This window comes from Streptomyces sp. NPDC015661, assembly GCF_043077765.1.
GTDB lineage: Bacteria > Actinomycetota > Actinomycetes > Streptomycetales > Streptomycetaceae > Streptomyces.
Genome location: NZ_JBIBST010000015.1, coordinates 74,275 through 97,843, shown reverse-complemented (window position 1 = coordinate 97,843; position 23,569 = coordinate 74,275). Strand labels below are relative to the sequence as shown.

At 71.2% G+C, this 23,569-nt stretch carries 23 protein-coding genes, 2 tRNA genes and 1 pseudogene; 14 read left to right on the top strand and 12 right to left on the bottom strand.

The window, feature by feature from the left end; genetic code table 11:
* Nucleotides 1-71: 71 nt before the first annotated feature.
* Entirely contained in the window at nt 72-359 is a 288-nt protein-coding gene (locus tag ACF07V_RS33050) for a DUF6191 domain-containing protein (RefSeq protein ID WP_392159370.1), read from the bottom strand.
* A 32-nt stretch (nt 360-391) separates the two neighbouring features.
* Nucleotides 392-1,426, bottom strand: coding sequence for an Lrp/AsnC family transcriptional regulator (locus ACF07V_RS33045; protein WP_392159369.1), 1,035 nt, complete (start codon nt 1,424-1,426; stop codon nt 392-394).
* A gap of 119 nt (nt 1,427-1,545) precedes the next feature.
* On the opposite strand from ACF07V_RS33045, the gene ACF07V_RS33040 reads away from it, so the two are divergent.
* Nucleotides 1,546-2,982 carry a tetratricopeptide repeat protein gene (locus ACF07V_RS33040; RefSeq protein WP_392159368.1) on the top strand — a complete coding sequence of 479 codons (1,437 nt, stop codon included), beginning with the start codon at nt 1,546-1,548 and terminating at the stop codon, nt 2,980-2,982.
* Nucleotides 2,983-3,050: 68 nt separating this feature from the next.
* A complete protein-coding gene (locus ACF07V_RS33035) occupies nt 3,051-4,058 on the top strand; it encodes a YdcF family protein (protein ID WP_392159367.1) in 1,008 nt (335 codons plus the stop codon).
* A 32-nt stretch (nt 4,059-4,090) separates the two neighbouring features.
* Here the strand turns inward: ACF07V_RS33035 and ACF07V_RS33030 are convergent, their stop codons facing one another.
* Nucleotides 4,091-5,929, bottom strand: a complete 1,839-nt coding sequence (locus ACF07V_RS33030; RefSeq protein WP_392159366.1) for an alkyl/aryl-sulfatase — start codon at nt 5,927-5,929, stop codon at nt 4,091-4,093.
* A 338-nt stretch (nt 5,930-6,267) separates the two neighbouring features.
* Between ACF07V_RS33030 and ACF07V_RS33025 the strand changes: the two genes are divergently transcribed.
* Nucleotides 6,268-6,549 carry a hypothetical protein gene (locus tag ACF07V_RS33025; RefSeq protein WP_392159365.1) on the top strand — a complete coding sequence of 94 codons (282 nt, stop codon included), beginning with the start codon at nt 6,268-6,270 and terminating at the stop codon, nt 6,547-6,549.
* Nucleotides 6,550-6,641: 92 nt separating this feature from the next.
* Here the strand turns inward: ACF07V_RS33025 and ACF07V_RS33020 are convergent, their stop codons facing one another.
* Complete coding sequence (locus tag ACF07V_RS33020) at nt 6,642-7,790, bottom strand: protein kinase (RefSeq protein WP_392159364.1); 1,149 nt, start codon at nt 7,788-7,790, stop codon at nt 6,642-6,644.
* Nucleotides 7,791-7,993: 203 nt separating this feature from the next.
* Between ACF07V_RS33020 and ACF07V_RS33015 the strand changes: the two genes are divergently transcribed.
* Together ACF07V_RS33015 and ACF07V_RS33010 are read left to right on the top strand one after the other, a co-directional pair.
* The gene (locus tag ACF07V_RS33015; RefSeq protein ID WP_392159363.1) at nt 7,994-8,872 is read left to right on the top strand and encodes a glycosyltransferase family 2 protein; all 879 of its coding nucleotides are present in this window, start codon (nt 7,994-7,996) and stop codon (nt 8,870-8,872) included.
* Nucleotides 8,873-9,263: 391 nt separating this feature from the next.
* Nucleotides 9,264-9,896 (top strand): hypothetical protein, encoded by a 633-nt coding sequence (locus tag ACF07V_RS33010; RefSeq protein ID WP_392159362.1) that lies wholly within the window; start codon nt 9,264-9,266, stop codon nt 9,894-9,896.
* A gap of 110 nt (nt 9,897-10,006) precedes the next feature.
* On the opposite strand, the gene ACF07V_RS33005 is transcribed toward ACF07V_RS33010, so the two are convergent.
* A complete protein-coding gene (locus ACF07V_RS33005; RefSeq protein ID WP_392159361.1) occupies nt 10,007-10,180 on the bottom strand; it encodes a hypothetical protein in 174 nt (57 codons plus the stop codon).
* A 317-nt stretch (nt 10,181-10,497) separates the two neighbouring features.
* Here ACF07V_RS33005 and ACF07V_RS33000 point away from each other — a divergent pair.
* A tRNA-Trp gene (locus tag ACF07V_RS33000) sits at nt 10,498-10,572 on the top strand.
* Nucleotides 10,573-11,077: 505 nt separating this feature from the next.
* Here ACF07V_RS33000 and ACF07V_RS32995 read toward each other — a convergent pair.
* Nucleotides 11,078-11,659: pseudogene (locus tag ACF07V_RS32995) on the bottom strand (YdcF family protein); the annotation flags it as partial.
* On the opposite strand from ACF07V_RS32995, the gene ACF07V_RS32990 reads away from it, so the two are divergent.
* Nucleotides 11,654-11,833 (top strand): helix-turn-helix domain-containing protein, encoded by a 180-nt coding sequence (locus ACF07V_RS32990; protein WP_392159360.1) that lies wholly within the window; start codon nt 11,654-11,656, stop codon nt 11,831-11,833. The pseudogene ACF07V_RS32995 and the gene ACF07V_RS32990 sit on opposite strands and share 6 nt — an antisense overlap.
* Nucleotides 11,833-13,005, top strand: coding sequence for a tyrosine recombinase XerC (gene xerC, locus ACF07V_RS32985; protein ID WP_392159359.1), 1,173 nt, complete (start codon nt 11,833-11,835; stop codon nt 13,003-13,005). The genes ACF07V_RS32990 and xerC overlap by 1 nt, the downstream gene beginning before the upstream one ends.
* Nucleotides 13,006-13,102: 97 nt before the next feature.
* On the opposite strand, the gene ACF07V_RS32980 is transcribed toward xerC, so the two are convergent.
* From ACF07V_RS32980 to ACF07V_RS32970, 3 genes are all read right to left on the bottom strand, one after another.
* Nucleotides 13,103-13,176 (bottom strand) — tRNA-Pro (locus ACF07V_RS32980).
* Nucleotides 13,177-13,214: 38 nt separating this feature from the next.
* Nucleotides 13,215-13,952: a Pr6Pr family membrane protein gene (locus ACF07V_RS32975; protein WP_392159358.1), complete on the bottom strand. Its 738-nt coding sequence runs from the start codon at nt 13,950-13,952 to the stop codon at nt 13,215-13,217.
* Nucleotides 13,953-13,969: 17 nt separating this feature from the next.
* Nucleotides 13,970-14,908, bottom strand: coding sequence for a metallophosphoesterase (locus tag ACF07V_RS32970; RefSeq protein ID WP_392159357.1), 939 nt, complete (start codon nt 14,906-14,908; stop codon nt 13,970-13,972).
* A 74-nt stretch (nt 14,909-14,982) separates the two neighbouring features.
* Here ACF07V_RS32970 and ACF07V_RS32965 point away from each other — a divergent pair, with 74 nt between their 5' ends.
* Complete coding sequence (locus ACF07V_RS32965) at nt 14,983-15,447, top strand: GatB/YqeY domain-containing protein (protein ID WP_369145023.1); 465 nt, start codon at nt 14,983-14,985, stop codon at nt 15,445-15,447.
* 122 nt (nt 15,448-15,569) lie between these two features.
* Here the strand turns inward: ACF07V_RS32965 and ACF07V_RS32960 are convergent, their stop codons facing one another.
* Nucleotides 15,570-17,801 (bottom strand): transglycosylase domain-containing protein, encoded by a 2,232-nt coding sequence (locus tag ACF07V_RS32960; protein WP_392159356.1) that lies wholly within the window; start codon nt 17,799-17,801, stop codon nt 15,570-15,572.
* 416 nt (nt 17,802-18,217) lie between these two features.
* On the opposite strand from ACF07V_RS32960, the gene ACF07V_RS32955 reads away from it, so the two are divergent.
* On the top strand, nt 18,218-18,562 hold the full coding sequence (locus ACF07V_RS32955) for a WhiB family transcriptional regulator (protein WP_015034550.1): 345 nt from the start codon (nt 18,218-18,220) through the stop codon (nt 18,560-18,562).
* Between the two features lie 79 nt (nt 18,563-18,641).
* Here the strand turns inward: ACF07V_RS32955 and ACF07V_RS32950 are convergent, their stop codons facing one another.
* Together ACF07V_RS32950 and ACF07V_RS32945 are read right to left on the bottom strand one after the other, a co-directional pair.
* Nucleotides 18,642-19,925 (bottom strand): ArsA family ATPase, encoded by a 1,284-nt coding sequence (locus ACF07V_RS32950; protein WP_392159460.1) that lies wholly within the window; start codon nt 19,923-19,925, stop codon nt 18,642-18,644.
* A gap of 59 nt (nt 19,926-19,984) precedes the next feature.
* Nucleotides 19,985-20,947, bottom strand: coding sequence for an ArsA family ATPase (locus ACF07V_RS32945; protein ID WP_392159355.1), 963 nt, complete (start codon nt 20,945-20,947; stop codon nt 19,985-19,987).
* 122 nt (nt 20,948-21,069) lie between these two features.
* Between ACF07V_RS32945 and ACF07V_RS32940 the strand changes: the two genes are divergently transcribed.
* From ACF07V_RS32940 to ACF07V_RS32925, 4 genes are all read left to right on the top strand, one after another.
* Nucleotides 21,070-21,228 (top strand): DUF4177 domain-containing protein, encoded by a 159-nt coding sequence (locus ACF07V_RS32940; RefSeq protein ID WP_116160244.1) that lies wholly within the window; start codon nt 21,070-21,072, stop codon nt 21,226-21,228.
* Complete coding sequence (locus tag ACF07V_RS32935) at nt 21,225-21,695, top strand: RidA family protein (protein WP_369145019.1); 471 nt, start codon at nt 21,225-21,227, stop codon at nt 21,693-21,695. The genes ACF07V_RS32940 and ACF07V_RS32935 overlap by 4 nt, the downstream gene beginning before the upstream one ends.
* Before the next feature lie 88 nt (nt 21,696-21,783).
* Nucleotides 21,784-22,689, top strand: coding sequence for an NUDIX hydrolase (locus tag ACF07V_RS32930; RefSeq protein ID WP_392159354.1), 906 nt, complete (start codon nt 21,784-21,786; stop codon nt 22,687-22,689).
* Nucleotides 22,686-23,516: an MBL fold metallo-hydrolase gene (locus tag ACF07V_RS32925; RefSeq protein ID WP_392159353.1), complete on the top strand. Its 831-nt coding sequence runs from the start codon at nt 22,686-22,688 to the stop codon at nt 23,514-23,516. The genes ACF07V_RS32930 and ACF07V_RS32925 overlap by 4 nt, the downstream gene beginning before the upstream one ends.
* Nucleotides 23,517-23,569 lie beyond the last annotated feature (53 nt).

The following is a 23,569-nucleotide window of genomic DNA, read 5'->3' as shown; positions in this document are numbered from 1 at the left end:
CCCGGCGGAGGGTCAGGGCCTCGCGCCGGGCCGTGTAGGAGGTCAGGGACCTCCCGCTGGGCCTGACCCGGTCACCGCTCGATCCGGATGACGGCCCGCCCGCCGCCGAGGTCCACCGTCGAGTGGCGCGGCGGGGCGCCGTCCTCCTCGTCGTCGCGCAGCACCAGGGCGCTCTGCCGCTCCTTGAGCTCGTTCTGCTTGCCCTGCGAGAACGTGGCGTGCAGCTGCTCGAAGCCCGTCGAGGAGACCTGCCCGGTGCGCTTGCCGCGTCCCGTCATGCGGAGGAACTGGTCGGCGAAGGCGATCACCGTCAGCAGGATGACCAGACCGGGCAGCGTCACGAACACGGCGAACTCCATGCGGCCCATCAGAACACGCCCCCGGCGCCCTGTCAGGGGGCGGTCGAGGGCCTGATGTGGTGGGTGCGCCGGCCGTCCGCGCCGAGGACCTGCGCGCCGATCTTGTGGGTGCGCAGGGACACCGCGGTGCCCGTGATGCGCAGCGCCGGCGCGGCCCGCACGAGCGCCGCCGTCACGTCGTGGAGCTCCTCGACCGTACGGAGCCACATGGCCAGGGCCAGGTTGTGCCGCCCGGTGACCGAGGTGACCACGCGCGTCTGGCGCAGCCTGCCGAGCGCGGCCACCGACTCGGACACGTCCAGGGGCGGTACGTCCGCCGTGACCAGCGCCCACACCGGGCGTCCCGAGAACCGCGGGGCGGGCAGGCAGTGGTGGTGGCAGGCGCCGGCCGCGCCGAGGGCTTCCAGCCGGCGGCGTACGGTCGACTCGCTCGTGCCGCACTGCCGGGCCAGTTCGGCGGCGCTGCGCCGGGCGTCCCCCGCCAGCTCCGCGACGATCCGCTGGTCGAGCTCCGTGACCTGCGCGTACGCGCGCGCGGGGGTCCTGACCCGCCGTTCGCCGCCGGTGATGTCGGCGAGGTGCTGCGCCTGCCCCGGGGTGAGCTGCTCGATCCGCGAGCGGTACGGGCGGTTGTGCAGCTGGGTGACGACCTGTGTGCGGGCCCTGAGCACCCCGGGGAGCTGCCGCACCCGGCCGGCGAGGTAGCCGTCGAGGGCGTGGAGGTCGGGGCAGTTGACGAGCAGGATGAGATCGGCGTCTCCGGTCACCTGGTGGACGCCGAGGGTGTACGGATCCTCCGCGAGCTCGATCGCGGTGGCCTCGGCGCCGCCGGCCACGCACTCCAGCTCGACCCACGCGTAGAGGGTGGCTTCCGTGCCGCGGCGGGCGGTGAGCATCGAACTCCAGGCGTATCCCCCCGCGGTGAGGGTCTCCCAGCGCCGGGCGAGGGTGTCGGGGCTCACGGCGAGGACGGTGGAGAGCTGGGTCCAGCTGGCGCGGGGCGCTATCTGCAGTGCGTGGATCAGTGCCAGATCCACCTCCCCCAGGACGGATTCCCTGGTATGCATGTGCCTCCTTGGTCGATCCCGGGGAAACCCTGGGTGTGGGCACGGGAAGGCCCCAGGATGTGGACCGGGGCTCATGCATTCAAGCCGCGAACCTGGCCGATTTCCATTAAATCCGTCCTATGTCACAGGAGAAGGGCGGAGAAGTGACACGGGGGCTGGACCACATGTGGACAGGAGAACCACCGGAGACGGAACGCCTGTGGGGGGAAGCGGTCGGTCTTGACCAGATCGCCGCGGCCGAGCGCGGCTACGCGAGCTGCGGCCCGGCCGAACAGCTCCTGTGGGAACGTCTTTCCGTCTTCGAGGGCGCCTTCGGCCGGGAGGCGGTCCGCGAGGTCTGCGCCTCCGGCACGCTGCCCGCGGGGGAGATCCAGACGGTCCTCGACCGGCTCGCGCCGCTCGCCCTGCTGCCCGTCGACGACCTCTTCGACGGCGAGGACGGCCTGCCCCGGTACTGGATGCCGCACCCGATGCGGGCCGTCGGCGCCCGTCGGCTCACCGCGCGCGGCGACCGCTGGGCCGTGCTCCTGCACCACCGCAGGTGGTGCGTGAAGGTCGCCCGGCGGGCCGCCGACTGGTGGCAGCGGGGCCGGCAGCTCGACGCCCGGGACCTCGCGCTGCGTGAACTCCCGGACCTGGCGGCCGCCATGGACCCGACGACCGCGCCGCTCTCGCCGAACGCCGAGGCCGAGACGTCCGTCGAGATCGCGGTCTCCCTGTGGTTCCTGTGGGTGGCCTGCGGGCGGATCGCCGAGGGCCGCACCCGCCTGCGGCACGCGCTCAGCCTGCACGCGGGCCCGCCGTCCGCCCGCGCCCTGTGGCTCGCCGCCTTCCTGGAGCTGGAGTCGGGCCGCCCCGAGGACGCCGACCCGCTCCTCGCCCAGGCCTGGGCGGCGGCCGTACGGGACGGCGACGAGCGCTGTCTGGCGCTGCTGGCCCATCTGCGCGGGGCGACCGCCCTCTACCAGGGGCGTACGCGCGCGGCGGAGGCCGAATTCCGGGAGGCCCTCGCGCTGATGGAGGAGCACCCGGAGTTCGGGCCGACCCGGCGGGCCTGCTGGGTCGGGCTCGCGCTCTCCCTGTGCCGCTCCGACCCGGAGGCCGCACAGGAGGCGCTGGACCAGGGGGACCTGGACCGCGAGAGCCGGCGGGCCTGGGTGGGCCGCGACATGTTCGCCGAGGCCTGGGCGTACCACGTGCGGGCCGAACTCGGCGCCTGGGACGGGGAGCGGGAGCGCGCCGCGGAGTACGCCAGGCGGGCCCTGCGCGAGCATCTGCGGCTCGGTTCCGCGGTGGGCGCGGCCTGCGCGGCGGAGCTCCTGGCGCAGATGCGGGCGTTGGAGGGGCGGCACGACGCGGCGGCCCATCTCCTGGGCGCGGTCGACCTGTTGCGGACCTCGGTCTTCGACTCCTCGTACCGGCCTGCGCAGTACTGCCTGGTCACCCGGGCGCGCGGCGAGGAGGCCCTCGGGGCGCTGCTCGTCGACCCGGAGCTGCGGAGCGCGTACGAAGAGGGCGCGAGGCGCGGCCTGTTCGCGCTGGCGGGCGAGATCTGACGCCGGGTTTTCCACAGGCCGCGGCTCGCGCCCGGTCCGTTGTCGGCCCCGATGCCTACGATGTCGGAATGTTCGCCTTCGTCGTGGCTGCCGTTTTTCTGCTGCTCTTCGGGGTCGGTGTGCTGCGCGACCGGCGCCGCTTCGGCAACGCCGTGTACCTCGGTCTCGCGGTCACCTTCCTCGGGATCGGGCTCCTCTTCGGGATCGACGAGACCCGCCCCGGGCTCGCCGAGACCCTCATGGTGCTCGTGCTGCTCGCGCTCGGCCTCGGCCCGGTCGTCCTCGCCGGGCTGCTCTGCGCGAACGGCGTGAAGATGGTCCGCAAGGAGGGCAGACGCCCGGCCAACCTGCTCGCGCTGCTCGCCGGCCTCGGCATGTTCGGGGTGATGGCCCTGGCGGTGGTGACGGCCGCCACCGGCTCGCGGATCCTGGGCCTGCTCACGGGCACCACCCTGCTGGTGCTCGGCTACGTCTCGTTCCTCTTCCTCTGCTTCGTCGGCTACGCCTTCCTGTACGGCCGGATGCGGCTCCGCCGCGACGCCGACTACGTCGTGGTCCTCGGCTCCGGCCTGATCGGGGGCAGACGGGTGCCGCCGCTGCTCGCGAGCCGTCTGGACCGGGGCCGGCAGGTGTACGAGACGCTGGCCGCGCGGGGCGGGGACGCGCCGCTCCTCATCACCTCCGGCGGGCAGGGCCCCGACGAGGAGCTGCCGGAGTCCCACGCGATGGCCGACTACCTGACCGACGGCGGCTTCCCGGCCGGGGCGGTCGTGCGCGAGGACCGCTCGCGCACGACCGAGGAGAACATGCTCTTCAGCAAGGAGCTGATGGAGGCGGACCGGCCGGGCTCCTCCTGTGTGATCGTCACCAACAACTTCCATGCCTTCCGGGCCGCCCTGATGGCCCGGAAGGCGGGGATCGACGGACAGGTGGTGGGCTCGCCGACCGCCGCCTACTTCTGGCCCTCGGCGACGATCCGCGAGTTCGCCGCGGTCTTCCTCCAGTACAAGGTGGTCAACCTCGGAATCTGCCTGATGCTGATCCTGCTGGGTGTCCTGGCGTGGACGGTGCGCTGAGCGCGGCCCATCGGGGCCTCCTCACGGACGGTCTACGGGGTGACGATCGGGAACCGGGCGTCGGGCTTCGACACGTACGAGAAGAGGCGGGTGAGCAGGGCCGGGTCGCCCTCCACCCCGATCCCGAGCTCCTGGAGGCTCTTCCCGGCGAGGAGGCCGAGCAGCTGGGCCTTCCCGAGGGTGAGGGTGAGTCCGGCGGGCGTCCGGGGCTCGGCGACCACCCGGTGGGTGAGGGCGCCGTTGTGCAGGGTGAGCCGCCGCCGCTCGCCCGCGTCCGTGGCGCCGTCCAGGAGGACCAGATCGATCGTCAGGTCCTCGTCCCAGGCGCGCGGCCCGTCGATCGCGACGGCGACCGAGTCGATCAGCATGGGGACGCTGAGGGCCATCGTCATCTCGGGGTTGGCCATGTCGACCATGTCGCCCGTGATGCCGTGCCGGAGCTCCTGGGCGCCGCGCAGGTAGAAGTTCCGCCAGGTGGCGTTCTCGGCGCCGTACCCGAGCTTCTCGTACACCCCGGCGAGGGCCTCCTTCGCCTCCTCGTTCCCGGGGTCGGCGAAGACCACGTGGTTGAGGAGGGTGGCGGCGAAGCGCGGGTCGCCGTTCTCGATGTACCGGCGGGCCTTGGCGAGGGCCTCGGCGGGGCCGCCGGCCACGTCCACGTACCGCTGCGCGAGCTCCACCGGCGGGTGCTCCCACAGATGGGCCGGGTTGCCGTCGTACCAGCCGAGGTAGCGCTGGTAGACGGCCTTGCTGTTGTGGCTGAGGGAGCCGTAGTAGCCGCGGGCGTGCCAGGCCTTCTGCAGGGCGGGCGGCAGCTCGATCCGCTCGGCGATCTCGACGCCCGTCCAGCCCTCGTTGAGCAGGCGGAGGGTCTGGTCGTGCAGGTACGCGTAGAGGTCGCGCTGCTCGGCCAGGAACCGCACGACGTTGTCGTGGCCCCAGGTGGGCCAGTGGTGGGAGGCGAAGCCGACGTCGTACCGCCCGTTGAAGAACTCGATCGCCTCGTCCAGGTAGTGGGCCCAGATCCGGGAGTCGCGGACGACCGCGCCGCGCAGGGTGAGCACGTTGTGCATGTTGTGCGTGGCGTTCTCCGCCAGGCACAGGGCGCGGTGGTCGGGGAAGAGGAAGTTCATCTCGGCCGGGGCCTCGGTGCCCGGCGTCAGCTGGAAGACGATCCGCACCCCGTCGACCGTCTCCTGCTGCCCGGTCTCGGTGATGTCCACGGTCGGCGGGATCAGGCTGATGGTGCCGGTGGAGGTGCCCTGGCCGAGGCCCACGCCGATCTGGCCGTCGGGGGCCTTCGGGAGGCCCACGCCGTACATGTAGCTCGCCCGGCGGGTCATCGCGTTGCCCGCGTACACGTTCTCGCTGACCGCGTGCTCCAGGAAGCCGGCGGGGGCGAGGATCGGGACGCCCTCCTCGGTGCCGTGCGGGAGGACGCCGCGGACCCCGCCGAAGTGGTCGCCGTGCGAGTGGGTGTAGATCACGCCGGTGACCGGCCGGTCGCCGCGGTGCTCCTTGTAGAGCGCGAGGGCGGCGGCCGCCGTCTCCACGGAGATCAGCGGGTCGATGACGATCACCCCGCGCTCGCCCTCGACGAGCGTCATGTTGGAGATGTCCAGGCCGCGGACCTGGTAGATCCCCGTGGTGACCTCGTACAGGCCCTGGCGCGCGGAGAGCTGGCCCTGCCGCCACAGACTGGGGTGCGCGGTGTCGGGGCAGTCGCCCTTGAGGAAGGCGTAGGCGTCGTTGTCCCAGACCACCCGGCCGTCCCCGGCCGTCACCACTCCGGGGACGAGCGCGCCGAGGAAGCCCCGGTCGGCGTTGTCGAAGTCGGTCGTGTCCTCGAACGAGGGCAGGGTGTCGCTCATGAACCAGGTGCTCCGTTCCGCGCGGGCGGTGATCGGCGTACCGGTCCATCTGAACACCGGGGTACTACGGCCGCACTTCGGAGCGAGCGGGCCCGCCGGACCGTGCCCCAGGGCCTGTCTGACCATTCCCGTCGGGTCCGGCCCACCCGGCACGCACGACCGCCGCACGGCCGAAACGCCCAAGTAGCTCCGCTACGAGGGCGCCCCGGCCGCACACCGCTCGCACGCACCGGACGACCCGGCCTGATCCGACGCGAAAGGCCAGACAGGCCCTAGGCTGGAGATACGCGTCCCGCCCCGGCGGCACGTGCCTCATCCGCGCGGCTCGGAGGTGGCCCATGAGGGCACGCCACCACTTCCACATCGACTACCTCGGCCACTCGGTCTCCGCGACCGTCCAGACCGGGCACACGCCGGTCGTCGAGGTCCTCGTCGACGGCAAGGAGACCGGTCACGCCACGACCCGGGACGACCGGCCGGTCACCCTCCCGATCGAGCTGCCGACCGACCCGCCGACCGCGGTGACCGTACGGGCCACCCCGGGGCCCGGCGTACCGCGCTGCCTGCTCCTCACGGAGGAGGACGGGGAGCCGCACGTGATGGCGCCGAGACTGTACTGACCGCGACCGCACCGGCCGCGACCGCACCGGCCGCGACCGTACTGGCCGCGACCGCACCGGCCGGGACCGTGCCGAGGGGACGACGGCGGGGCTCAGGACAGCCAGGCCATCCCGATGATCAGGAAGACGACGAAGGCGATGGCCCCGGCCACCGCGGCCGTCTTGCGCGGCCGGCGCCGGGACAGCTCCGCGAGCGCGCCACCGGTGCTCGGCGGGCTCTGGCGCCGCCGGGTGGCGGGCGCGGACCGGGTCACCGGCGGCCGGTTCATCGGCGGCGGGGTCGGCGCGGGCGTGTGCACCGGCGCGGGCATGGGCATGGGCGCGGCCCCGGCGGGCTGATGGGGCGCGTGCGACCGGCCCCCGACCGGGGCGGCGCCGGGAGGCTGATGGGGCGCGTGGGACCGGCCCGCGACCGGCGCGGCCCCGGAGTAGGAGCGCCAGGCGCCGGAGGAGAACCAGTCCGCGATCGCCTGCGCCGTGGGCCGCTGCTCCGGCTGCTTGGCGAGCAGGCTCAGCAGGTACGCCTCGAAGTCGGGCGGCAGCGCGGCTCCGAGGCGGCTCGGGGGCATCGGCGCGGTGTCGATGTGCTGGTACAGCAGGGCCGTCGCCGTGTCCGCGCGGAACGGCGGTCTTCCGGTGAGGAGTTGGTAGAGCACGCAGCCCAGCGAGTACACGTCGGAGGCGGGGGACGCCGGCTGCCCGAGGGCGCGCTCGGGCGCGAGGTAGAGCCCCGTGCCCACGATCTGACCCGTCGTCGTGAGCGCCGCCGAGGGGTCGTCGACGAACCGGGCGATGCCGAAGTCGGCCAGCTTGACCGTCCCTTCGGCGTCGACGAGCAGGTTCCCCGGCTTGATGTCCCGGTGCACCACGCCCTGCCGGTGCGCGGCCGCGAGCCCGGCGGCGGCGTGCGCGGCGACCACCGCGACCCGCTCGGCGGGCAGGATCATCGGATCGGACGGGCTCCCCTGAAGGCTGTCGCCCTCCACCAACTCCATGACCAGGAACAGTTTTCCGTCCCAGGTGCCGAAGTCGAAGACGCCCACCACGTGCGGATGGCTCAGCCGCGCGGCGGTCTGCGCCTCCAGGCGGAAGCGGTCACCGGCGGAGGGGTCGGTCGCCTGGGCCAGCATCAGCTTCACGGCCACGGCCCGGCCCAGGACCTCGTCGGTGGCCTGCCACACCTCGCCCATGCCGCCCCGGCCGATACACACATGAAGCCGATATCGGTCCGCGACCAGCACCTGGAGACCACCCTTTCGACGATCGATCAACCTGACGGAAGAGAACCAGCGTAGAGCCGCCCCCGGGCGTCCTTCGCCGCGCTCCCCCCTCCGGGCTCCCGTCCGGTGCACGACACCCGTGGTCCGGGTGAACGGAAGGTGTCCCCCGGCGGTTAGCATCGCGGCCCGGAGCCAGTTCCGGCGGACATGGGACGGAGTGGGTCGTGGCGCGACCTCGTGTGGGTGTGGCGGTACTGACGATGGGCACGCGCCCGGTCGAGCTGCGGGCGCTGCTCGACGCCGTGGCGGGTCAGGACGAACCCGCCGCCCGGATCGTCGTCGTCGGCAACGGCACCGGTTCGCTCCCGGCCCTGCCCGAGGGCGTGACCGGGGTCGAACTCCCCGAGAACCGGGGCGTCTCGGGCGGCCGGAACGTGGCGATCGAGACGCTGCGCGCGTTCGGCGACGTCGACATCGTGGTGGACCTCGACGACGACGGCCTCCTCGTCGACAAGGACGTCTTCCGCCGTCTCGCCGACCTGTACGAGGCGGACCCCGCCCTCGGCATCGTGTCGTTCCGCATCGCCGACGAGACCGGCGAGACCCAGCGCCGGCACATTCCCCGCCTCGGGGCGAAGGACCCGCTGCGCGGCGGCGAGGTCACCACCTTCCTCGGCGGCGGCCACGGCCTGTCGATGCCGATGCTCGACCGGATCGGCGGCTGGCCGGAGGACTTCTTCTTCACCCACGAGGAGACCGACCTCGCCTGGCGGGCCCTCGACGCGGGCTGGAAGGTCCTGTACGCGCCGGAACTCCTCCTCCAGCACCCGAAGACCAGCCCGGCCCGGCACGCCGTCTACTACCGGATGACCGCCCGCAACCGCGTCTGGCTGGCCAAGCGCAACCTGCCGGCCCTGCTCGTCCCCGTCTACCTGGGCGTGTGGACCCTGCTCACCCTGGCCCGCACCCGCTCCCTGCCGGGCCTCAAGGCCTGGTTCGGCGGCTTCGCCGAGGGCGTCCGCCGCTCCTGCGGCCCCCGCGCCCCGATGCGCTGGACGACGGTCCTCCACATGACCCGCCTGGGCCGCCCGCCGGTGATCTAGGACCTCGGCCCCGGGAGCATGACGGCCCTGGGAACGAGTCCCCAGGGGGCACCTGAGCCCGGAAACCACTCAGGGGCCCGACCCGCTTTCGCGGATCAGGCCCCTGAGGGTCTTGCGGCTGTCGGGGTGGCGGGATTTGAACCCACGACCTCTTCGTCCCGAAGCAACTCGGCGAGGTGCGCTGCCTTGGAACGGCAGGCTCTTCACCTGCGCTGATGATCCGCAGACGTTCGCGGTTGTCCGCCGCTGTTCGTCGGCGTTGTCACGCAGTTAGACACTCACCGCTTCCGCGCCCTCGTGGCGCGTCGGGCGGAGCGCCCTGATCCGTAGCTCCAGGAGGCATGCTGTAAATGCGATGCCCTGTGATGACGGGGCGTGGCACAGTCAACGGATGTCCAACGACGTCGCATATCCCGTCTTCCGTACCCCCGATCCGGTACTCGCCCTGAGCACCGCGCGCCGTCTCATGGAGTTCGGCCGCTGCGAGTATTCCGAGGTCTCCGCGTACGCGGAGTTTTCCTCTGTCGCCGAGGTGCGGCGGGTGGCGAAGGCGATGCCCGGGGGATGGTTCCGCGGGGCGTCAGAGCTCGAGGAATTCGAAGGGGTGCCGTTCGAGGACCAGCCCCCTTTCGTGGTCGGTGTCCCGGCGGCCGACCTGCCGGCCGAGGCGGACGCGTTCGAGGGGCGGCTACCGGTGGAGTGGGGGGTGGGGGACCAGCCGGTCGGCAGTATCGAGGACGCTTTCACCGCGGCGATCGGTCCCAACATGGGCGAGATCAACTGGGTGTCGCTGCAGTGGCCAGATGCGCCCGAGGCGGGATTCCACGGTGAGTCCAAGCATGCTGAAGTAACACTCCTCTTCAACACCCACACCCGCTACTCGCACGAGCTCGCCGACGATCACACCATCCTCGTCCACGTCCGCAGCGTCATTATCGACGGTCACCAGAGAAGAGAGCCGTACGCCCACTGGCTCGCCGCGCAGGTGGGACTTACGGTCATCGGGCCCGCGCAAGAGAACTGACGGCGGCCGGCCTCGACCGTGCACCGGGCGGCGCAGCCGCCGGGACGACGACACCGCCCGCAGGAAGCCGGGCGCCCGTGTCGGAACGACGCGAGCCGGATCGGTCACCATCAGCGAGGTGCGATGCCTGTCCCCTGCTTGCCTATCGCAGCGGCGAGCGCAAGGAGCGCCTCAACCTGGGCCATCCGCACGCGAGTCTCAGCACTCAGGCGTCCCTTCGACTCCCGCTCGACCGTTTCGAGCAACTCCTGAGCCTTGTAGGCATGAGCGGCGTAGTCAGCCATGTGACCTCCAGTGTGGGTGATCCGTACGGTAACGACCCTGTGAGGCCGGTGATGTCTCAACGGCTCAACCAGGATCTTGGAAGCTGCTGGATGTTCGGTTGGGAAAACCGTCGTGGCAGCGATGTCACCGTGGGTTCAAATCCCACACCCACCGCAGGTAAACGGCCCCTGACCAGGCAGATCGGTCGGGGGCCGTCCTTGCGTGCGTTGCCCGTCAACCACCGTGGTTCCCCGTCAGCTCCCGGCCGAACGGGCACGCCAAGGGCACGGATGCCACCTCGGCAGCAGGCAGGAGTCCTTAGGATGGCAGGCGGGGCAGAGCTGTAGCGCAGAGGTCGTCGCGCGCGGTCTCCAAAATCGCGAGGACGCCGGTTCGAATCCGGCTGGTTCTGCCCTCTTGTCGTATCCGGCGTACTGCGGGCCTTCACCGCCCACCCCAACCCACCACTCGCCCCAGCTCCCATCCCGTCTGCCGTCGACCCACACACCGTGGAGCAGGCGCGGTGCCGGGCGTCCAGGTGGAGCGCGCCACTGTACGAACGACCTGGACGCCCGGTGCCGTGTCTGCTCGGCTCCGCCTGGGTCGAAGGCAGACGGGATGGGAGTCCCCCACCGCCACAGCCCACCGGCCGGCACCCGCGCACGGCCCCTCCCATCCCGGAGCCTGAGCGCCCCCGCCGGAGGCCTTGTCTTGAGGTCGCACTCGCGTACCGCCTCGGCCGCATCGCGGGTTCGTCGCCCATCAACCCAAGCTGTCAGGCGTGCGGACGGCGGCCGGGCTGGAGCGGGGCGGAGACAGGAGCGCAGGCCCGGACGACGGGCCGCGCGCGCCGCGCCGTGCGCGGCGGGTGCCTTGATGAGGTAGAGAAATCTGTAACAACTGTCTCGGCTGCGCCTCTAACTGGCGGGCTGGAGGATCTCGCCTCGGCTGTCTCGGAGCAGGCGGCTCGTGAATCCGTTCTGGGCGAGTCGGTCGTACGCGCTGAGCACATCGCCGGGGACCTGCTGGCTGATCATGAAGCCCTGTTCTGGGGAGACCAGTAGCCGCTGGAGCGCTCCGGCAAGCATGTCGATGACCAGACGGGCGTCTCCGACGGAGTCGACGTAGTCCTGAAGCGTCATGGGGCTCGAAGCGCTGACGATCTCGACCTCGGGCCACAGTTTCCTCGCCGTGGCGTACGCCCGCCGCTCCTCGTATGACTTGCTGATCAGCAGGACGGAGGACACGTCGACGCCGGCCTCGTCCAGGAGCTCCCGGGAGAATCGGATGTTCTCGCCGGTGTTCCGGGCTCGCGGCTCCACCATCACCGCCGAGGCGGGAACGCCCAGCTCGATCGCTCGCTCCTGGTAGTGCACGGCCTCGCCGCGGGGCATGCGTTCCCGTGTGGTCGGGCTGGTCGCCCCGGTGAACACGAGGAGTGGGGCCATGCCGCGCCGGTATAGGTCAACGGCGGCGTCGGCCACCCCCAAGTCGTGGCTGACGAACTGCTGACCGTGGCGGAGGTCGTGATCCGGCTCAAGGTCGGACGTACCAAGGTCTACGACCTGATCCGGACCCGCCGCCTGGTCTCCATCAAGGTCGACGGCTGCCGCCGCATCCCCGCTTCGGCCGTGGGCGACTTCATCGCGGGCCAGATGGAGCGTGCGGCCTGATGACCAAGCGTCGGAGCCGCGGTAACGGTGGACTGCACTGGGACGAGAAGCGGCAACGGCGGATCGCCACGGCGAACCTCGGCTTCGATCCGAGCGGCAAACGGATCGTCAAGCGGGGGAGTGGCAAGACCAAGACGGAGGCCAAGAACAAGCTCAAGGAGGTGCTGCGGGACCACAAGGACGGCCTCGCGATCGCGCCCACCAACTACACGGTCAAGGACGCGGTGACGGACTGGCTCCACTACGGCCTGGTGGGCATCGACCCGAGCACGGCCGCGACCTGCACGACCTTGACCCACACGCACGTCATCCCGTCCCTAGGCGCCCGCAAACTGCGCGATTTGAGCGCGGAGGACGTCGACCGCTGGCTGGCCGCCAAGGCGAAGACGCTCAGCACCCGCACTCTCCAGGCGATCCACTCCTGCCTGAACCGCTCGGTGAAGCGCGCCATGGCCCGGGACAAGGTGAAGCGCAACGTCGTCGAGTTGTGCGCGGTGCCCCAGGGGCAAGCCGCCGGGCGTCCGTCCAAAGCGCTCACCTTCGCTCAGGCCGAAGCTGTGCTCAAGGGTGCCGAGGGGACCTCGATGTACACCTACAGCGTCGTCGCCCTGCTGACCGGCGCCCGTACCGAGGAGCTGCGGGCGCTCACCTGGGACCACGTCTTCCTGAAGGGCATCCCGGACGCCGATCCGCCGCAGCCTCCGCACATTGCCGTGTGGCGCTCGGTCCGGCGGGGTGGAGACACCAAGACCCGGAAGTCCCGGCGGACGCTCGCTCTGCCGGCGCGCTGCGTCGAAGCTCTCTGGCAGCAGTTCGAAGATCAGGGGTGGGGCCGGCTCGCCGCCGACGAGAAGTGGGAGGAACACGGCCTCGTCTTCTCCTCGGCCGTGGGCAAGCCGCTCGACGCGGCCAACGTCCGCCGTGCCTTCCGCCAGGCGCTCAAGGGCATCGACGGGATCGATGCCGACGAGTGGACGCCCCGGGAGCTCCGGCACAGCTTCGTGTCCCTGCTCTCCGACCGTGACATCCCGCTGGAGGTGATCTCCCGCCTCGTCGGGCACTCGGGGACGGCTGTGACGGAGGAGGTCTACCGGAAGCAGATCCGGCCCGTGATCCAGACCGGCGCCGTCGTCATGGACGGGATCTTCGGCGCCGACCCGCAGCGGCCGTAGACGCGCGGGAAGCGGTAGTCACGCAGATAGACACGCAGACAGAAACAGGTGAGGCCGGTACTGAGATCAGTACCGGCCTCACCTGCTGTTACGGCTGTCGGGGTGGCGGGATTTGAACCCACGACCTCTTCGTCCCGAACGAAGCGCGCTGCCAAGCTGCGCTACACCCCGATGTCGCTGCTTTGTTCTTCTCGTCGCGGCGACATCGATTACTTTAGCCCACGCGCGCGCTCAGACGAAATCCGGTATTCGGGGGACCGCGGCGCAGGTCGGATGCGGTCCAGGCCGACGATCGCGAGACCCAGGACGTAGAAGGCCGCGCCGAGGACGACGGAGTTGAGGAGGACGCCCGCGTAGCCGTGGACGGTCACGTCCAGGAACGGGTACGTGTAGCGGGTCGGCGCGTCGGGGGAGATCAGCTCGCCGCGGATCAGGGCGAAGGCGAGGTAGAGGCCCGGGACCGCCGGCCACTGGGCCGCGTGGCGCCACCGGAGGGCCCCGGGGGCCGTGAGCAGGAGGAAGTCGAGGGCCGTGCCGATCGGGGTCACGGTGTGGAGCAGCTGGTTGGCGACGGCCCTCCCACCGGTGAGGCGGGCGATCTCGGCGGCCTGGTTGAACTCGCTCGCCTCGTTGTCGAGGACCAGGTGGAAGACCAGGCCGACGACGGAGATGCAGAGCAGGACGCCGCCGGTCCACAGCGCCGCAAGCGGCGGGCGGCGGGTCCAGGCGCGGTGGGCGCCGAGGCCGAGGACGACGGCGACCAGGATGTTGGTCCAGACGGTGAAGAAGCTCAGGACGACGAGGACGTCCCCGTAGACGCACTCGATGACGATGCCCGTCGCCGCCGACAGCGCGATCAGAGCCCGGAAGGCCGCCGCCCACGGTCGGCGGTGGGCGGGCGGAACGACGGCGGAGGCCGGCGCGGCCGCGGAGCGTGGCGTGAGCATGCCCCCACCGTAAGTGCTCAGGCGCGCGCCGTCAGGGTGAGCAGGGTGGCCTCGGGCGGGCAGGCGAAGCGGACCGGGGTGTACCGGTTGGTGCCGCAGCCCGCCGAGACGTGCAGATATGAGGTCCGGTCGGCGACCGTGTGCCGGGAGAGCCCCTTGACCCGGTCCGTGTCGAGGTCGCAGTTGGTGACGAGCGCCCCGTAGAAGGGGATGCACAGCTGCCCGCCGTGGGTGTGGCCGGCGAGGATCAGCTCGTAGCCGTCGGCCGTGAAGGAGTCGAGCGAGCGCAGGTACGGGGCGTGGACGACGCCCACCGTGAAGTCGGCCGAGGCGTCGGGGCCGCCGGCGACCCGCTCGTACCGGTCCCGCTTGATGTGCGGGTCGTCCAGGCCGGTGAAGGCGAGGTCGGCCTGCGGCAGCTTGAGGCGGCCGCGGGTGTTGGTGAGGTTCACCCAGCCGGCCGCGTCGAAGGCGTCCCGCATTCCCTCCCAGGGGTTGTGGACGGCGCCGACGACCGGCTTGTTGCCGTTGAGGCCGTGCCGGCCCTGGGCCTTCTCCTTGAGGTAGCGGGCGGGGTTGCTCAGCCGGGGCCCGTAGTAGTCGTTGGAGCCGAAGACGTACACCCCGGGGAAGTCCATCAGCGGCCCGAGCGCGTCGAGGAGCTCCGGCACGGCCTCGGTGTCGGAGAGGTTGTCGCCGGTGTTGACGACGAAGTCGGGGCGGAGGCCCGCGAGCGACTGCAGCCAGGCGCGCTTCTTGCGCTGGCCGCTCACCATGTGGATGTCGGAGACCTGGAGGACCCGCAGGTCGCGCATGCCGCTCGGGAGGACGGGGATCGTCACCCGGCGGAGCCGGAAGGAGCGGGCCTCGAAGCCGGCCGCGTAGACGAGTCCGGCCGCAGCCGTCGCCGTGAGGCCTGCCGTGATCTTCAGGGGGATCCCGTACCGTGCGCGCATCCCCCCATCGTCGCAGACCCGCTGAGCCGAAATGCGCGGGCGGTACGGGTGGGTCACCTGCCACACTTGACCCCATGACCACGCTCAAGGCGAAGCTCCAGGACGACCTCAACGCCGCGATCCGGGAGCGCGACGAACTGCGCTCCTCGACCCTGCGGCTCACCATCACCGCGATCACGAAGGAGGAGGTCGCGGGCACGACGAAGCGCGAACTCTCCGACGACGAGGTGCAGAAGGTGATCGCGAAGGAGGCGAAGAAGCGCCGCGAGGCCGCGGACGCCTTCGCCAAGGGCGGTCGCCCCGAGTCCGCCGAGCGCGAGAAGGCCGAGGGCCTCCTCCTCGACGCGTACCTGCCGAAGCAGCTCAGCGACGAGGAGCTCGACTCCATCGTCGCGGCGGCCGTCGAGGAGGCGAAGGCGGCGGGCGCCGAGGGGCCGCGTGCCATGGGCGCCGTCATGAAGATCGTGAACCCGAAGGTGGCCGGCCAGGCCGAGGGCGGCCGCGTCGCCGCCGCGGTGAAGAAGCTGCTCGCGGGCTGATCGCGGAGTACGTACGCGACCCGGGCTGATCCGCGCGGTAGGTACGCGGGAGGTACGCGGTAGACACGAGGAAGGGCGCCCCACCGGACCGGTGGGGCGCCCTTCCTCGTATCAGCTGTGCGTCAGCGGGTGGGCTTGCGGCCGCCGCGACCGTCCGTGCCGCCGATCAGGTCCGTCGGGAAGGTGAACCCGGGGCTCGGCTGGGTGTCGCTGGGCTTGTCGCCGGGCTTCCGGGGCTTGTTCGGGCCCTCGTCGCCCTCCTTCTCCGGGTCCTTGGGCTTCTCGGCCCGCGGCACGGAGACGGGGACGAAGCTCGGGGTCTCGCCGGCGTTCAGCGCGCCCGTCATCGCGATCTTCCAGATCGGGCCGGGGAGGCAGCCACCGCAGACCTTGTCGTAGTACTCGCCACCGATGGTGATGTCGTACATCGACTTCTTCTCGCCGACGTCGTCACCGACCCAGACGGCGGTGGACAGGTTCGGGGTGTAGCCGACGAACCAGGCGTCCTTGCGGTCGTTGGTCGTACCGGTCTTGCCCGCGTTGTCGCGGTCGCTGAGACCGGCCCGGGTACCGGTGCCGTCCTCGACGACGCCCTTCAGCATCTGGTTGACGGTGTCGGCGGTCCGGTCGGTCATCGCGCGCGTGCACTTGGTCTGCGGCACGTTCAGCTTGTCGCCGTTGGCGGCCTTGATGGACTCGATGGCGATCGGGGTGCAGTAGATGCCGCGGTTGGCGAAGGTCGCGTAGACGGACGCCATGTCGAGCGGGGTGCTCTCGATGCTGCCGAGGGTGACGGAGGGGCTCTGCTTGATGGGCTTGCCCAGCTCGCGCTCGTAGCCGACGTTCTTCGCCATCGTCAGCGTCTCGCAGAGGCCGGCCATCTGCTCCAGCTTGGCGAAGTACGTGTTGATGGACTTGCCGAGGGCGCTGGTCATGTCGAAGACGCCCTTCTCCGACTTCATCTCGTTGTTGACCTCCCAGTTGGCGTAACCGGCCGGCTTGCCGTCGCAACGGGTGTAGTCGCTCTCGTTGATGTTGATCTGCGCCGGGTCGTTGAAGCTCGTCGCCGGGCTGATGCCCTTCTCCAGGGCCGCGGCGGCCGTGATCGGCTTGAAGGTCGAGCCGACCTGGAAGCCGTACGTCGTGCCGCCCATCCTGCTGCCGACGGCGAGGTTCAGCGTCGTCTGGTGCTGCTTCTGGTCCAGGCCGTACGGGCGCGACTGGCCCATCGACAGGATGCGGCCGGTCTTGGGCTGAACCTGCACCACCGAGGCGGCGACTGGGTCGTCCTTGTTGACCTTGGCGATGGCGGCCTCGTTGGCGGCGGCCTGCGCGCGCGGGTCGAGCGTGGTCCGGATGGTGAGGCCACCCAGGTTCCACAGCTTCTGCCGCTCCTCGGACGTCTTGCCGAAGGTCGGGTCGTTGAGGATCGTCTTGCGGACGTAGTCGCAGAAGAAGCCGGCGCCGTCGACGGCGGTGATGCAGCCGTTCTTCGGGGTCTTGACCTTCAGCTTGATCGGCTTGGCCTTGGCGGCGTCCGCCTCGGCCTGGCTGATGTCCTTCACGTCGGCCATCCGCTGGAGGACCGTGTTGCGGCGCTTGGTCGCTTCCTGGATGTCGTTGATGGGGTCGTAGCGGCTCGGCGACTGGACGAGACCGGCCATCATCGCCGCCTCGCCCAGGTCCAGGTCGGCGGCGTGCTTGGAGAAGTACCGCTGGGAGGCGGCCTCGATGCCGTAGGCCTGCTGCCCGAAGAACGTGATGTTGAGGTAGTTCTCCAGGATCTTCTTCTTGCCCAGCTCCTCCTCGACCTGGATCGCGAACTTCAGCTCGCGGACCTTGCGGCCGATGGTCTGCTGGGTGGCCTGTGCGACCTTCTCGGGGTCGTCACCGGCCTCCTCGACGAAGACGTTCTTCACGTACTGCTGGGTCAGCGTGGACGCGCCCTGCGCGACCCCGCCCGACTGCGCGTTGCGGTTGATGGCGCGCAGCACGCCCTTGAGGTCGATCGCCCCGTGCTCGTAGAAGCGCCCGTCCTCGATCGCGACGATCGCCTTCTGCATGTACGGGGAGATCTTGTCGATCGGCACGACCTTCCGGTCCCGCGAGTACACCGTGGCGATGAGACCGCCCTCGGCGTCCAGGATCGTGGTGCGCTGACTCAGCGGTGGGGTCTTCAGGTTGGAGGGGATCTCGTCGAACCCCTCCACCGTGCCCTTCGCGGCCAGCCCGAGGGCCCCGGCCGCGGGCAGGGCGATGCCCGCCAGCACGGCTCCGGCGAGCACACTGACACCGAGGAACTTGGCGGCCTGCTGGGTCCCGGTCAGACCACCGCCCGAGCGCTTCTTTGGCATGGGGGCAGCCTACGTTCTCATTCGCCGGACACACGTATATGCCTTGGCCTAAGCTGCTCCCAACTGTCACAGCAGTGTGGTCCGGCATCAAGACCCATGCGTGACATCGGTATGAATTCCCGTGACCCCGAAACACGGGAAGCTCGTGTCCGATTCCGGCTCATGCGTCACACGGTGCCCCAAGTGGGCCCGTCGAAGAAGGGCATATCTGCGAGATATGTCCGCTATGACACGCATGTCCTTCGATCACTCCCCTGGGTGATCTGACGCGCACGCATAGTCCGTTCGGGCCATTCAAGATTGGGCCCGAAGGGGGTGTTGCGCTGTCCCCGCCTTCCGTAACGTCCCAACTGGCAGCGGTGAATATGCCGCTGCCGCCGTGGGGGAGCCTCGATTCGGGAGAGGACGGCGCCGGTATGGGCTGGGTAGCTGACTGGAGTGCGCAGGCGGCCTGCCGCACTACCGATCCGGATGAACTTTTCGTGCAGGGAGCGGCACAGAACAGGGCAAAGGCGGTGTGCACCGGATGCCCGGTGCGGACCGAGTGCCTCGCCGACGCCCTCGACAACCGCGTGGAGTTCGGTGTGTGGGGCGGCATGACGGAGCGCGAGCGCCGTGCACTGCTGCGCAGGAGGCCGACCGTCACCTCGTGGCGCCGGCTCCTGGAGACCGCGCGCACGGAGTACGAGCGGGGAGCGGGCCTGCTGCCCGTGGCGATCGAGGACGACGCGACGTACGAGGCGTACGCCGCGGTCGGCTAGCCCCGACCCGTACGAGAACACGGGTAGGAGAACGAGCACGGGTACGAGTACGGATACGGGTACTCGTACGCGAGACGGCTCAGGCCGAGGGCATCCGCCCCGCCGTGAGCCGGTCACCGATGGCCCGCAGCCCGGCGAGGTCGTGCACATCGCCGGGCAGGGCGGCCACTTCGGTCACCGCCACCTCGGGGTGGAGTGCGGTGAAGCGGTCGCGTGTGCGCTGCTCACGCGCGAGCACCCGCATGCGCTCGGCATGCAGGCGCAGAAGTCCCGCGGTGAGAAGACGTACGTCGGTTTCCTGTGCTGCCGGTTCGGCTGTGGGGGCAGCCTCGGGTACGGAAGATGCGGCGGCGGTGGCGAGATCGTTCGGCTCGTGCTCGGGGTCGGGCCCGGTGGCCGGGGAGCCACGCAGTCCAGCCTTCCCGTCCCCCTGATCCACAATGCGCCCCTCCTCAAGATTTTCCGCGGCCGCCCGCGCCCGCTCGGCCGACAGCCGGGCGGCGCCGCTGCCGTGGACGCGGTTGAGGACGAGACCCGCGAGCGGCATCTCCTCTGCGGCCAGCCGCTCCACGAAGTACGCGGCCTCGCGCAGCGCGTCCCGCTCCGGCGTCGCGACCACGAGGAAGGCCGTGCCCGGGGCCTGGAGCAGTCTGTACGTGGCGTCCGCGCGGGTCCGGAAACCGCCGAACATCGTGTCCATCGCCGCCACGAACGTCTGCACGTCCTTGAGGAACTGACCCCCGAGCAGCTTCCCCAGGGTCCCCGTCATCATCGACATGCCGACGTTGAGGAACTTCATCCCGGCCCGGCCGCCCACCTTCGCCGGGGCCATCAGCAGCTTGATGAACTTCCCGTCGAGGAAGGACCCGAGCCGCTTCGGCGCGTCCAGGAAGTCGAGCGCGGACCGGGACGGCGGGGTGTCGACGACGATCAGGTCCCACTCGTCGCGGGCCCGGAGCTGGCCCAGCTTCTCCATCGCCATGTACTCCTGCGTACCGGCGAATCCGGCCGACAGGGACTGGTAGAAGGGGTTCTCCAGGATCGCCCGCGCCCGCTCGGGATCCGCGTGCGCCTCGACGATCTCGTCGAAGGTCCGCTTCATGTCCAGCATCATGGCGTGCAGTTCGCCGCCGTCGGACCCCTTGATGCCGTCGACCTTGCGCGGAGTGTTGTCGAGGGAGTCGATGCCCATGGACTGGGCGAGCCGGCGCGCCGGGTCGATGGTGAGCACGACGACCCGCCGGCCGCGCTCCGCCGCCCGCACACCGAGGGCCGCCGCGGTGGTCGTCTTCCCGACCCCGCCCGCGCCGCAGCAGACGATGATGCGGGTCCCCCGGTCGTCGAGCAGCGGATCGAGCTCCAGAGCGGGGGCGTGGTCGAGCCCGGGGGCCTCGGCACTCGCCTCGGCGCCTGCTTTCTCCGTCACGCGCCCACCCCTTGCTTCCGCAGTTCCTTCGCCAGTCGGTAGAGGCCGGCGATGTCCGCCCCGTCCCCGAGGAAGGGCAGTTCGTACGAGGGGACGCCGACGCCGTCCAGGACCGCGCGCTGCGTCCGCTCCAGCTCCACCCGCCGTGCGTGCTCGGCCGCCTGGTCGAGGAGCGGCTCCACCAGCCGTGTGCCGCCGGTGACGCCCGCGGAGGCCAGGGTCCGCGCGATCGCGTCCCGGTGGTCGCCGGAAGCAGCCCGTACCGCCGCCTCGTCGAGGACGTGCGGGCGGACCATGTTCACCACGACCCTGCCCACCGGCAGTTCGGCGTCCCTCAGCTCCGCGATGCCGTCCGCGGTCTCCTGGACCGGCATCTCCTCCAGGAGGGTCACCAGGTGCACCGCCGTCTCGGGGGACTTGAGGACCCGCATGACGGCCTGCGCCTGGTTGTGTATCGGACCGATCCTGGCCAGGCCCGCCACCTCGTCGTTCACGTTGAGGAAGCGGGTGATTCGGCCGGTGGGCGGCGCGTCCATGACCACGTGGTCGTAGACGGGACGGCCGTCCTTCTCCCGCCGCCGCACCGCCTCGCACGCCTTGCCGGTCAGCAGTACGTCCCGGACGCCCGGCGCTATCGTCGTCGCGAAGTCGATCGCGCCGAGCTTCTTCAGGGCCCGCCCCGCACCGCCCAGCTTGTAGAACATCTGGAGGTAGTCGAGGAGCGCGCGCTCGGCGTCGATCGCCAGCGCGTACACCTCGCCGCCGCCCGGGGCGACGGCGATCTTGCGCTCCTCGTACGGAAGGGCTTCCGTCTCGAAGAGTTGTGCGATGCCCTGTCTGCCTTCGACCTCGACGAGGAGGGTCCGCTTCCCCTCCGTCGCGAGGGCGAGGGCGAGGGCGGCGGCGACCGTCGTCTTACCGGTACCGCCCTTGCCGCTGACGACCTGGAGCCTGCTCACGCAGTCGAGCCTAACCACTGGCGGCCGCGCGCAATCAGGAGGCCGCCCCGGAGAAGCCCCCTAGGGGGCCTGTGGGGGCCGCCTCGGAGAGGAGGCCCGCGGCAGCGGATACAGTCGGGCCCATGACCAAGTGGGAGTACGTCACGGTGCCGCTTCTGGTGCACGCGACCAAGCAGATTCTGGACACCTGGGGCGAGGACGGCTGGGAGCTCGTCCAGGTCGTGCCCGGGCCGAACAACCCCGAGCAGCTCGTGGCCTACCTGAAGCGGGCCAAGGCGTGAGCGGGGCCGTCGAGGCGCGGATCGCCGAACTCGGCCTGACCCTGCCCGAGGTCGTGCCGCCGATCGCGTCCTACCAGCCGGCCGTGCAGTCCGGCGTGTACGTGTACACCTCGGGCCAGCTCCCGATGGTGGCGGGCAAGCTTCCGGTGACCGGCAAGGTCGGCGCCGAGGTCACGCCCGAGGAGGCCAAGCAGCTCGCCGCCACCTGCGCGCTCAACGCGCTCGCGGCCGTGAAGTCGGTCGCCGGTGACCTCGACCGCATCAAGCGCGTCGTGAAGGTCGTCGGCTTCGTCGCCTCCGCCGCCGACTTCACCGGTCAGCCCGCCGTCATCAACGGCGCCAGCGAGCTGCTCGGCGAGATCCTCGGCGAGAAGGGCGTGCACGCGCGCAGCGCCGTCGGCGTGGCCGTGCTGCCGCTCGACGCGCCGGTCGAGGTCGAGGTCCAGGTCGAGCTCGTCGAGGCCTGACATCCCGGACGGACGCGGAGAGCCGGTTTTCCACAGGCGTGGGAAACCGGCTCTCGTGCATTCCGATGCTTGCGCATAGCATCCGGCCATGTCGAATGGTCAGCCGAAGCAGGCGAAGCAGGCTCAGCAGTCGAACGGTCAGTGGTACCCGCCGGAGTGGCCCGACCGCATCCGCGCCCTCGCCGCCGGTGAGCTCACCCCGGTGACGCCCCGGCGCGCCGCCACCGTGCTGCTCCTGCGGGACGGGGCCGCCGGGCCCGACGTCCACATGCTGCGCCGCCGCACCTCGATGGCCTTCGCGGGCGGTGCGTACGCGTACCCCGGCGGCGGGGTCGACCCGCGCGACGAGCAGCCGGTGCGCTGGGCGGGCCCGTCCCTGGGGAAGTGGGCGGCCCGGCTCGGCCTCGACGACCCGGCGCAGGCCCAGGCCGTGGTCTGCGCCGCCGTGCGCGAGACCTTCGAGGAGGCGGGCGTGCTGCTCGCCGGGGAGACCGAGGAAGGCGTCGTCGGCGACACGACCGGCGAGGACTGGGAGCGGGACCGGGAGGCGCTCGTCGCCCGGGAGCTGTCCTTCGCCGACTTCCTGGACCGCCGCGGGCTCGTCCTGCGCTCGGACCTGCTGGGCGCCTGGGCGCGCTGGATCACCCCGGAGTTCGAGCAGCGGCGGTACGACACCTGGTTCTTCGTGGCCGCCCTGCCGGCCGGTCAGCGCACCCGGGACGTCTCCGGGGAGGCGGACCGCACGGTGTGGATCCGCCCGGCGGAGGCCGCGGCCGGCTACGACCGGGGCGAGCTGACGATGATGCCGCCGACGATCTCGACCCTGCGCACCCTGGAGCCGTACGGGACGGCCGCCGAGGCGCTGGCGGCGGCGGGGGAGCAGGACATGGCCCCCGTGCTCGCGCAGGCCCGCCTGGAGGGCGAGGAGCTGGTCCTGAGCTGGCCGGGGCACGAGGAGTTCACCAAGGTCATCCCCACCGGGGGTGAGCGATGAGCGACGCCGCCGCCCTGCCCGGCCAGCCGCGCGGGCTCGTGGTCTCCGGACCCGCGACCGACCGCGCCGTGAACGTCCTGGCGCCGAACCCGTCCGCGATGACCCTCGACGGCACCAACACCTGGCTGCTCTCCGAGCCGGGCTCCGGCCTCGCCGTCGTCGTCGACCCCGGGCCGCTCGACGAGGCCCATCTGCGCCATGTGATCGACACCGCGGAGAAGCTCGGCAAGCGGGTCGCGCTGACCCTGCTGACCCACGGCCACCCGGACCACGCGGAGGGCGCGGGCCGTTTCGCGGAACTGACCGGGACGGCCGTGCGGGCCCTCGATCCGGCGCTGCGGCTCGGCGACGAGGGCCTGGGCGCGGGGGACGTGGTGACGGTCGGCGGCCTGGAGCTGCGGGTCGTCCCGACGCCCGGGCACACCTCGGACTCGCTCTCCTTCCATCTGCCGGCCGACCGGGCGGTGCTCACGGGCGACACGATCCTGGGGCGCGGGACGACGATGGTCGCGCACCCGGACGGGCGGCTGGGGGACTATCTGGACTCGCTGCGGCGGCTGCGTTCGCTGACCGTCGACGACGGGGTGCACACGGTCCTGCCGGGGCACGGGCCGGTGCTCGAGGACGCTCAGGGGGCGGTGGAGTTCTACCTCGCGCACCGGGCGAACCGGCTCGCCCAGGTCGAGACGGCGGTCGAGGCCGGGCACCGGACGGCGGCGGAGGTCGTGGCCCACGTGTACGCGGACGTGGACCGCTCCCTGTGGCCGGCGGCCGAGCTGTCCGTGCGGGCGCAGCTGGAGTACCTGAGGGAGCACGGCCTGGTCTGAGCGCACGCTTTCGGGACCCGGGAACCTCCGGGCCTTCCCCCGTGTCTTACGCT

What these genes read in the sequence shown, in the direction of transcription:
- ACF07V_RS32970 (WP_392159357.1), bottom strand. Translation starts at nt 14,908, where the DNA reads ATGCGCGCACGGTACGGGATCCCCCTGAAGATCACGGCAGGCCTCACG.
- ACF07V_RS32940 (WP_116160244.1), top strand. Translation starts at nt 21,070, where the DNA reads ATGACCAAGTGGGAGTACGTCACGGTGCCGCTTCTGGTGCACGCGACC.
- ACF07V_RS32925 (WP_392159353.1), top strand. Translation starts at nt 22,686, where the DNA reads ATGAGCGACGCCGCCGCCCTGCCCGGCCAGCCGCGCGGGCTCGTGGTC.
- ACF07V_RS33025 (WP_392159365.1), top strand. Translation starts at nt 6,268, where the DNA reads ATGAGGGCACGCCACCACTTCCACATCGACTACCTCGGCCACTCGGTC.
- ACF07V_RS33045 (WP_392159369.1), bottom strand. Translation starts at nt 1,426, where the DNA reads ATGCATACCAGGGAATCCGTCCTGGGGGAGGTGGATCTGGCACTGATC.
- ACF07V_RS32960 (WP_392159356.1), bottom strand. Translation starts at nt 17,801, where the DNA reads ATGCCAAAGAAGCGCTCGGGCGGTGGTCTGACCGGGACCCAGCAGGCC.
- ACF07V_RS33040 (WP_392159368.1), top strand. Translation starts at nt 1,546, where the DNA reads ATGTCACAGGAGAAGGGCGGAGAAGTGACACGGGGGCTGGACCACATG.
- ACF07V_RS32930 (WP_392159354.1), top strand. Translation starts at nt 21,784, where the DNA reads ATGTCGAATGGTCAGCCGAAGCAGGCGAAGCAGGCTCAGCAGTCGAAC.
- ACF07V_RS32955 (WP_015034550.1), top strand. Translation starts at nt 18,218, where the DNA reads ATGGGCTGGGTAGCTGACTGGAGTGCGCAGGCGGCCTGCCGCACTACC.
- ACF07V_RS32965 (WP_369145023.1), top strand. Translation starts at nt 14,983, where the DNA reads ATGACCACGCTCAAGGCGAAGCTCCAGGACGACCTCAACGCCGCGATC.
- ACF07V_RS32975 (WP_392159358.1), bottom strand. Translation starts at nt 13,952, where the DNA reads ATGCTCACGCCACGCTCCGCGGCCGCGCCGGCCTCCGCCGTCGTTCCG.
- ACF07V_RS33050 (WP_392159370.1), bottom strand. Translation starts at nt 359, where the DNA reads ATGGAGTTCGCCGTGTTCGTGACGCTGCCCGGTCTGGTCATCCTGCTG.
- ACF07V_RS33005 (WP_392159361.1), bottom strand. Translation starts at nt 10,180, where the DNA reads ATGGCTGACTACGCCGCTCATGCCTACAAGGCTCAGGAGTTGCTCGAA.
- ACF07V_RS33035 (WP_392159367.1), top strand. Translation starts at nt 3,051, where the DNA reads ATGTTCGCCTTCGTCGTGGCTGCCGTTTTTCTGCTGCTCTTCGGGGTC.
- ACF07V_RS33010 (WP_392159362.1), top strand. Translation starts at nt 9,264, where the DNA reads ATGTCCAACGACGTCGCATATCCCGTCTTCCGTACCCCCGATCCGGTA.
- ACF07V_RS33030 (WP_392159366.1), bottom strand. Translation starts at nt 5,929, where the DNA reads ATGAGCGACACCCTGCCCTCGTTCGAGGACACGACCGACTTCGACAAC.
- xerC (WP_392159359.1), top strand. Translation starts at nt 11,833, where the DNA reads ATGACCAAGCGTCGGAGCCGCGGTAACGGTGGACTGCACTGGGACGAG.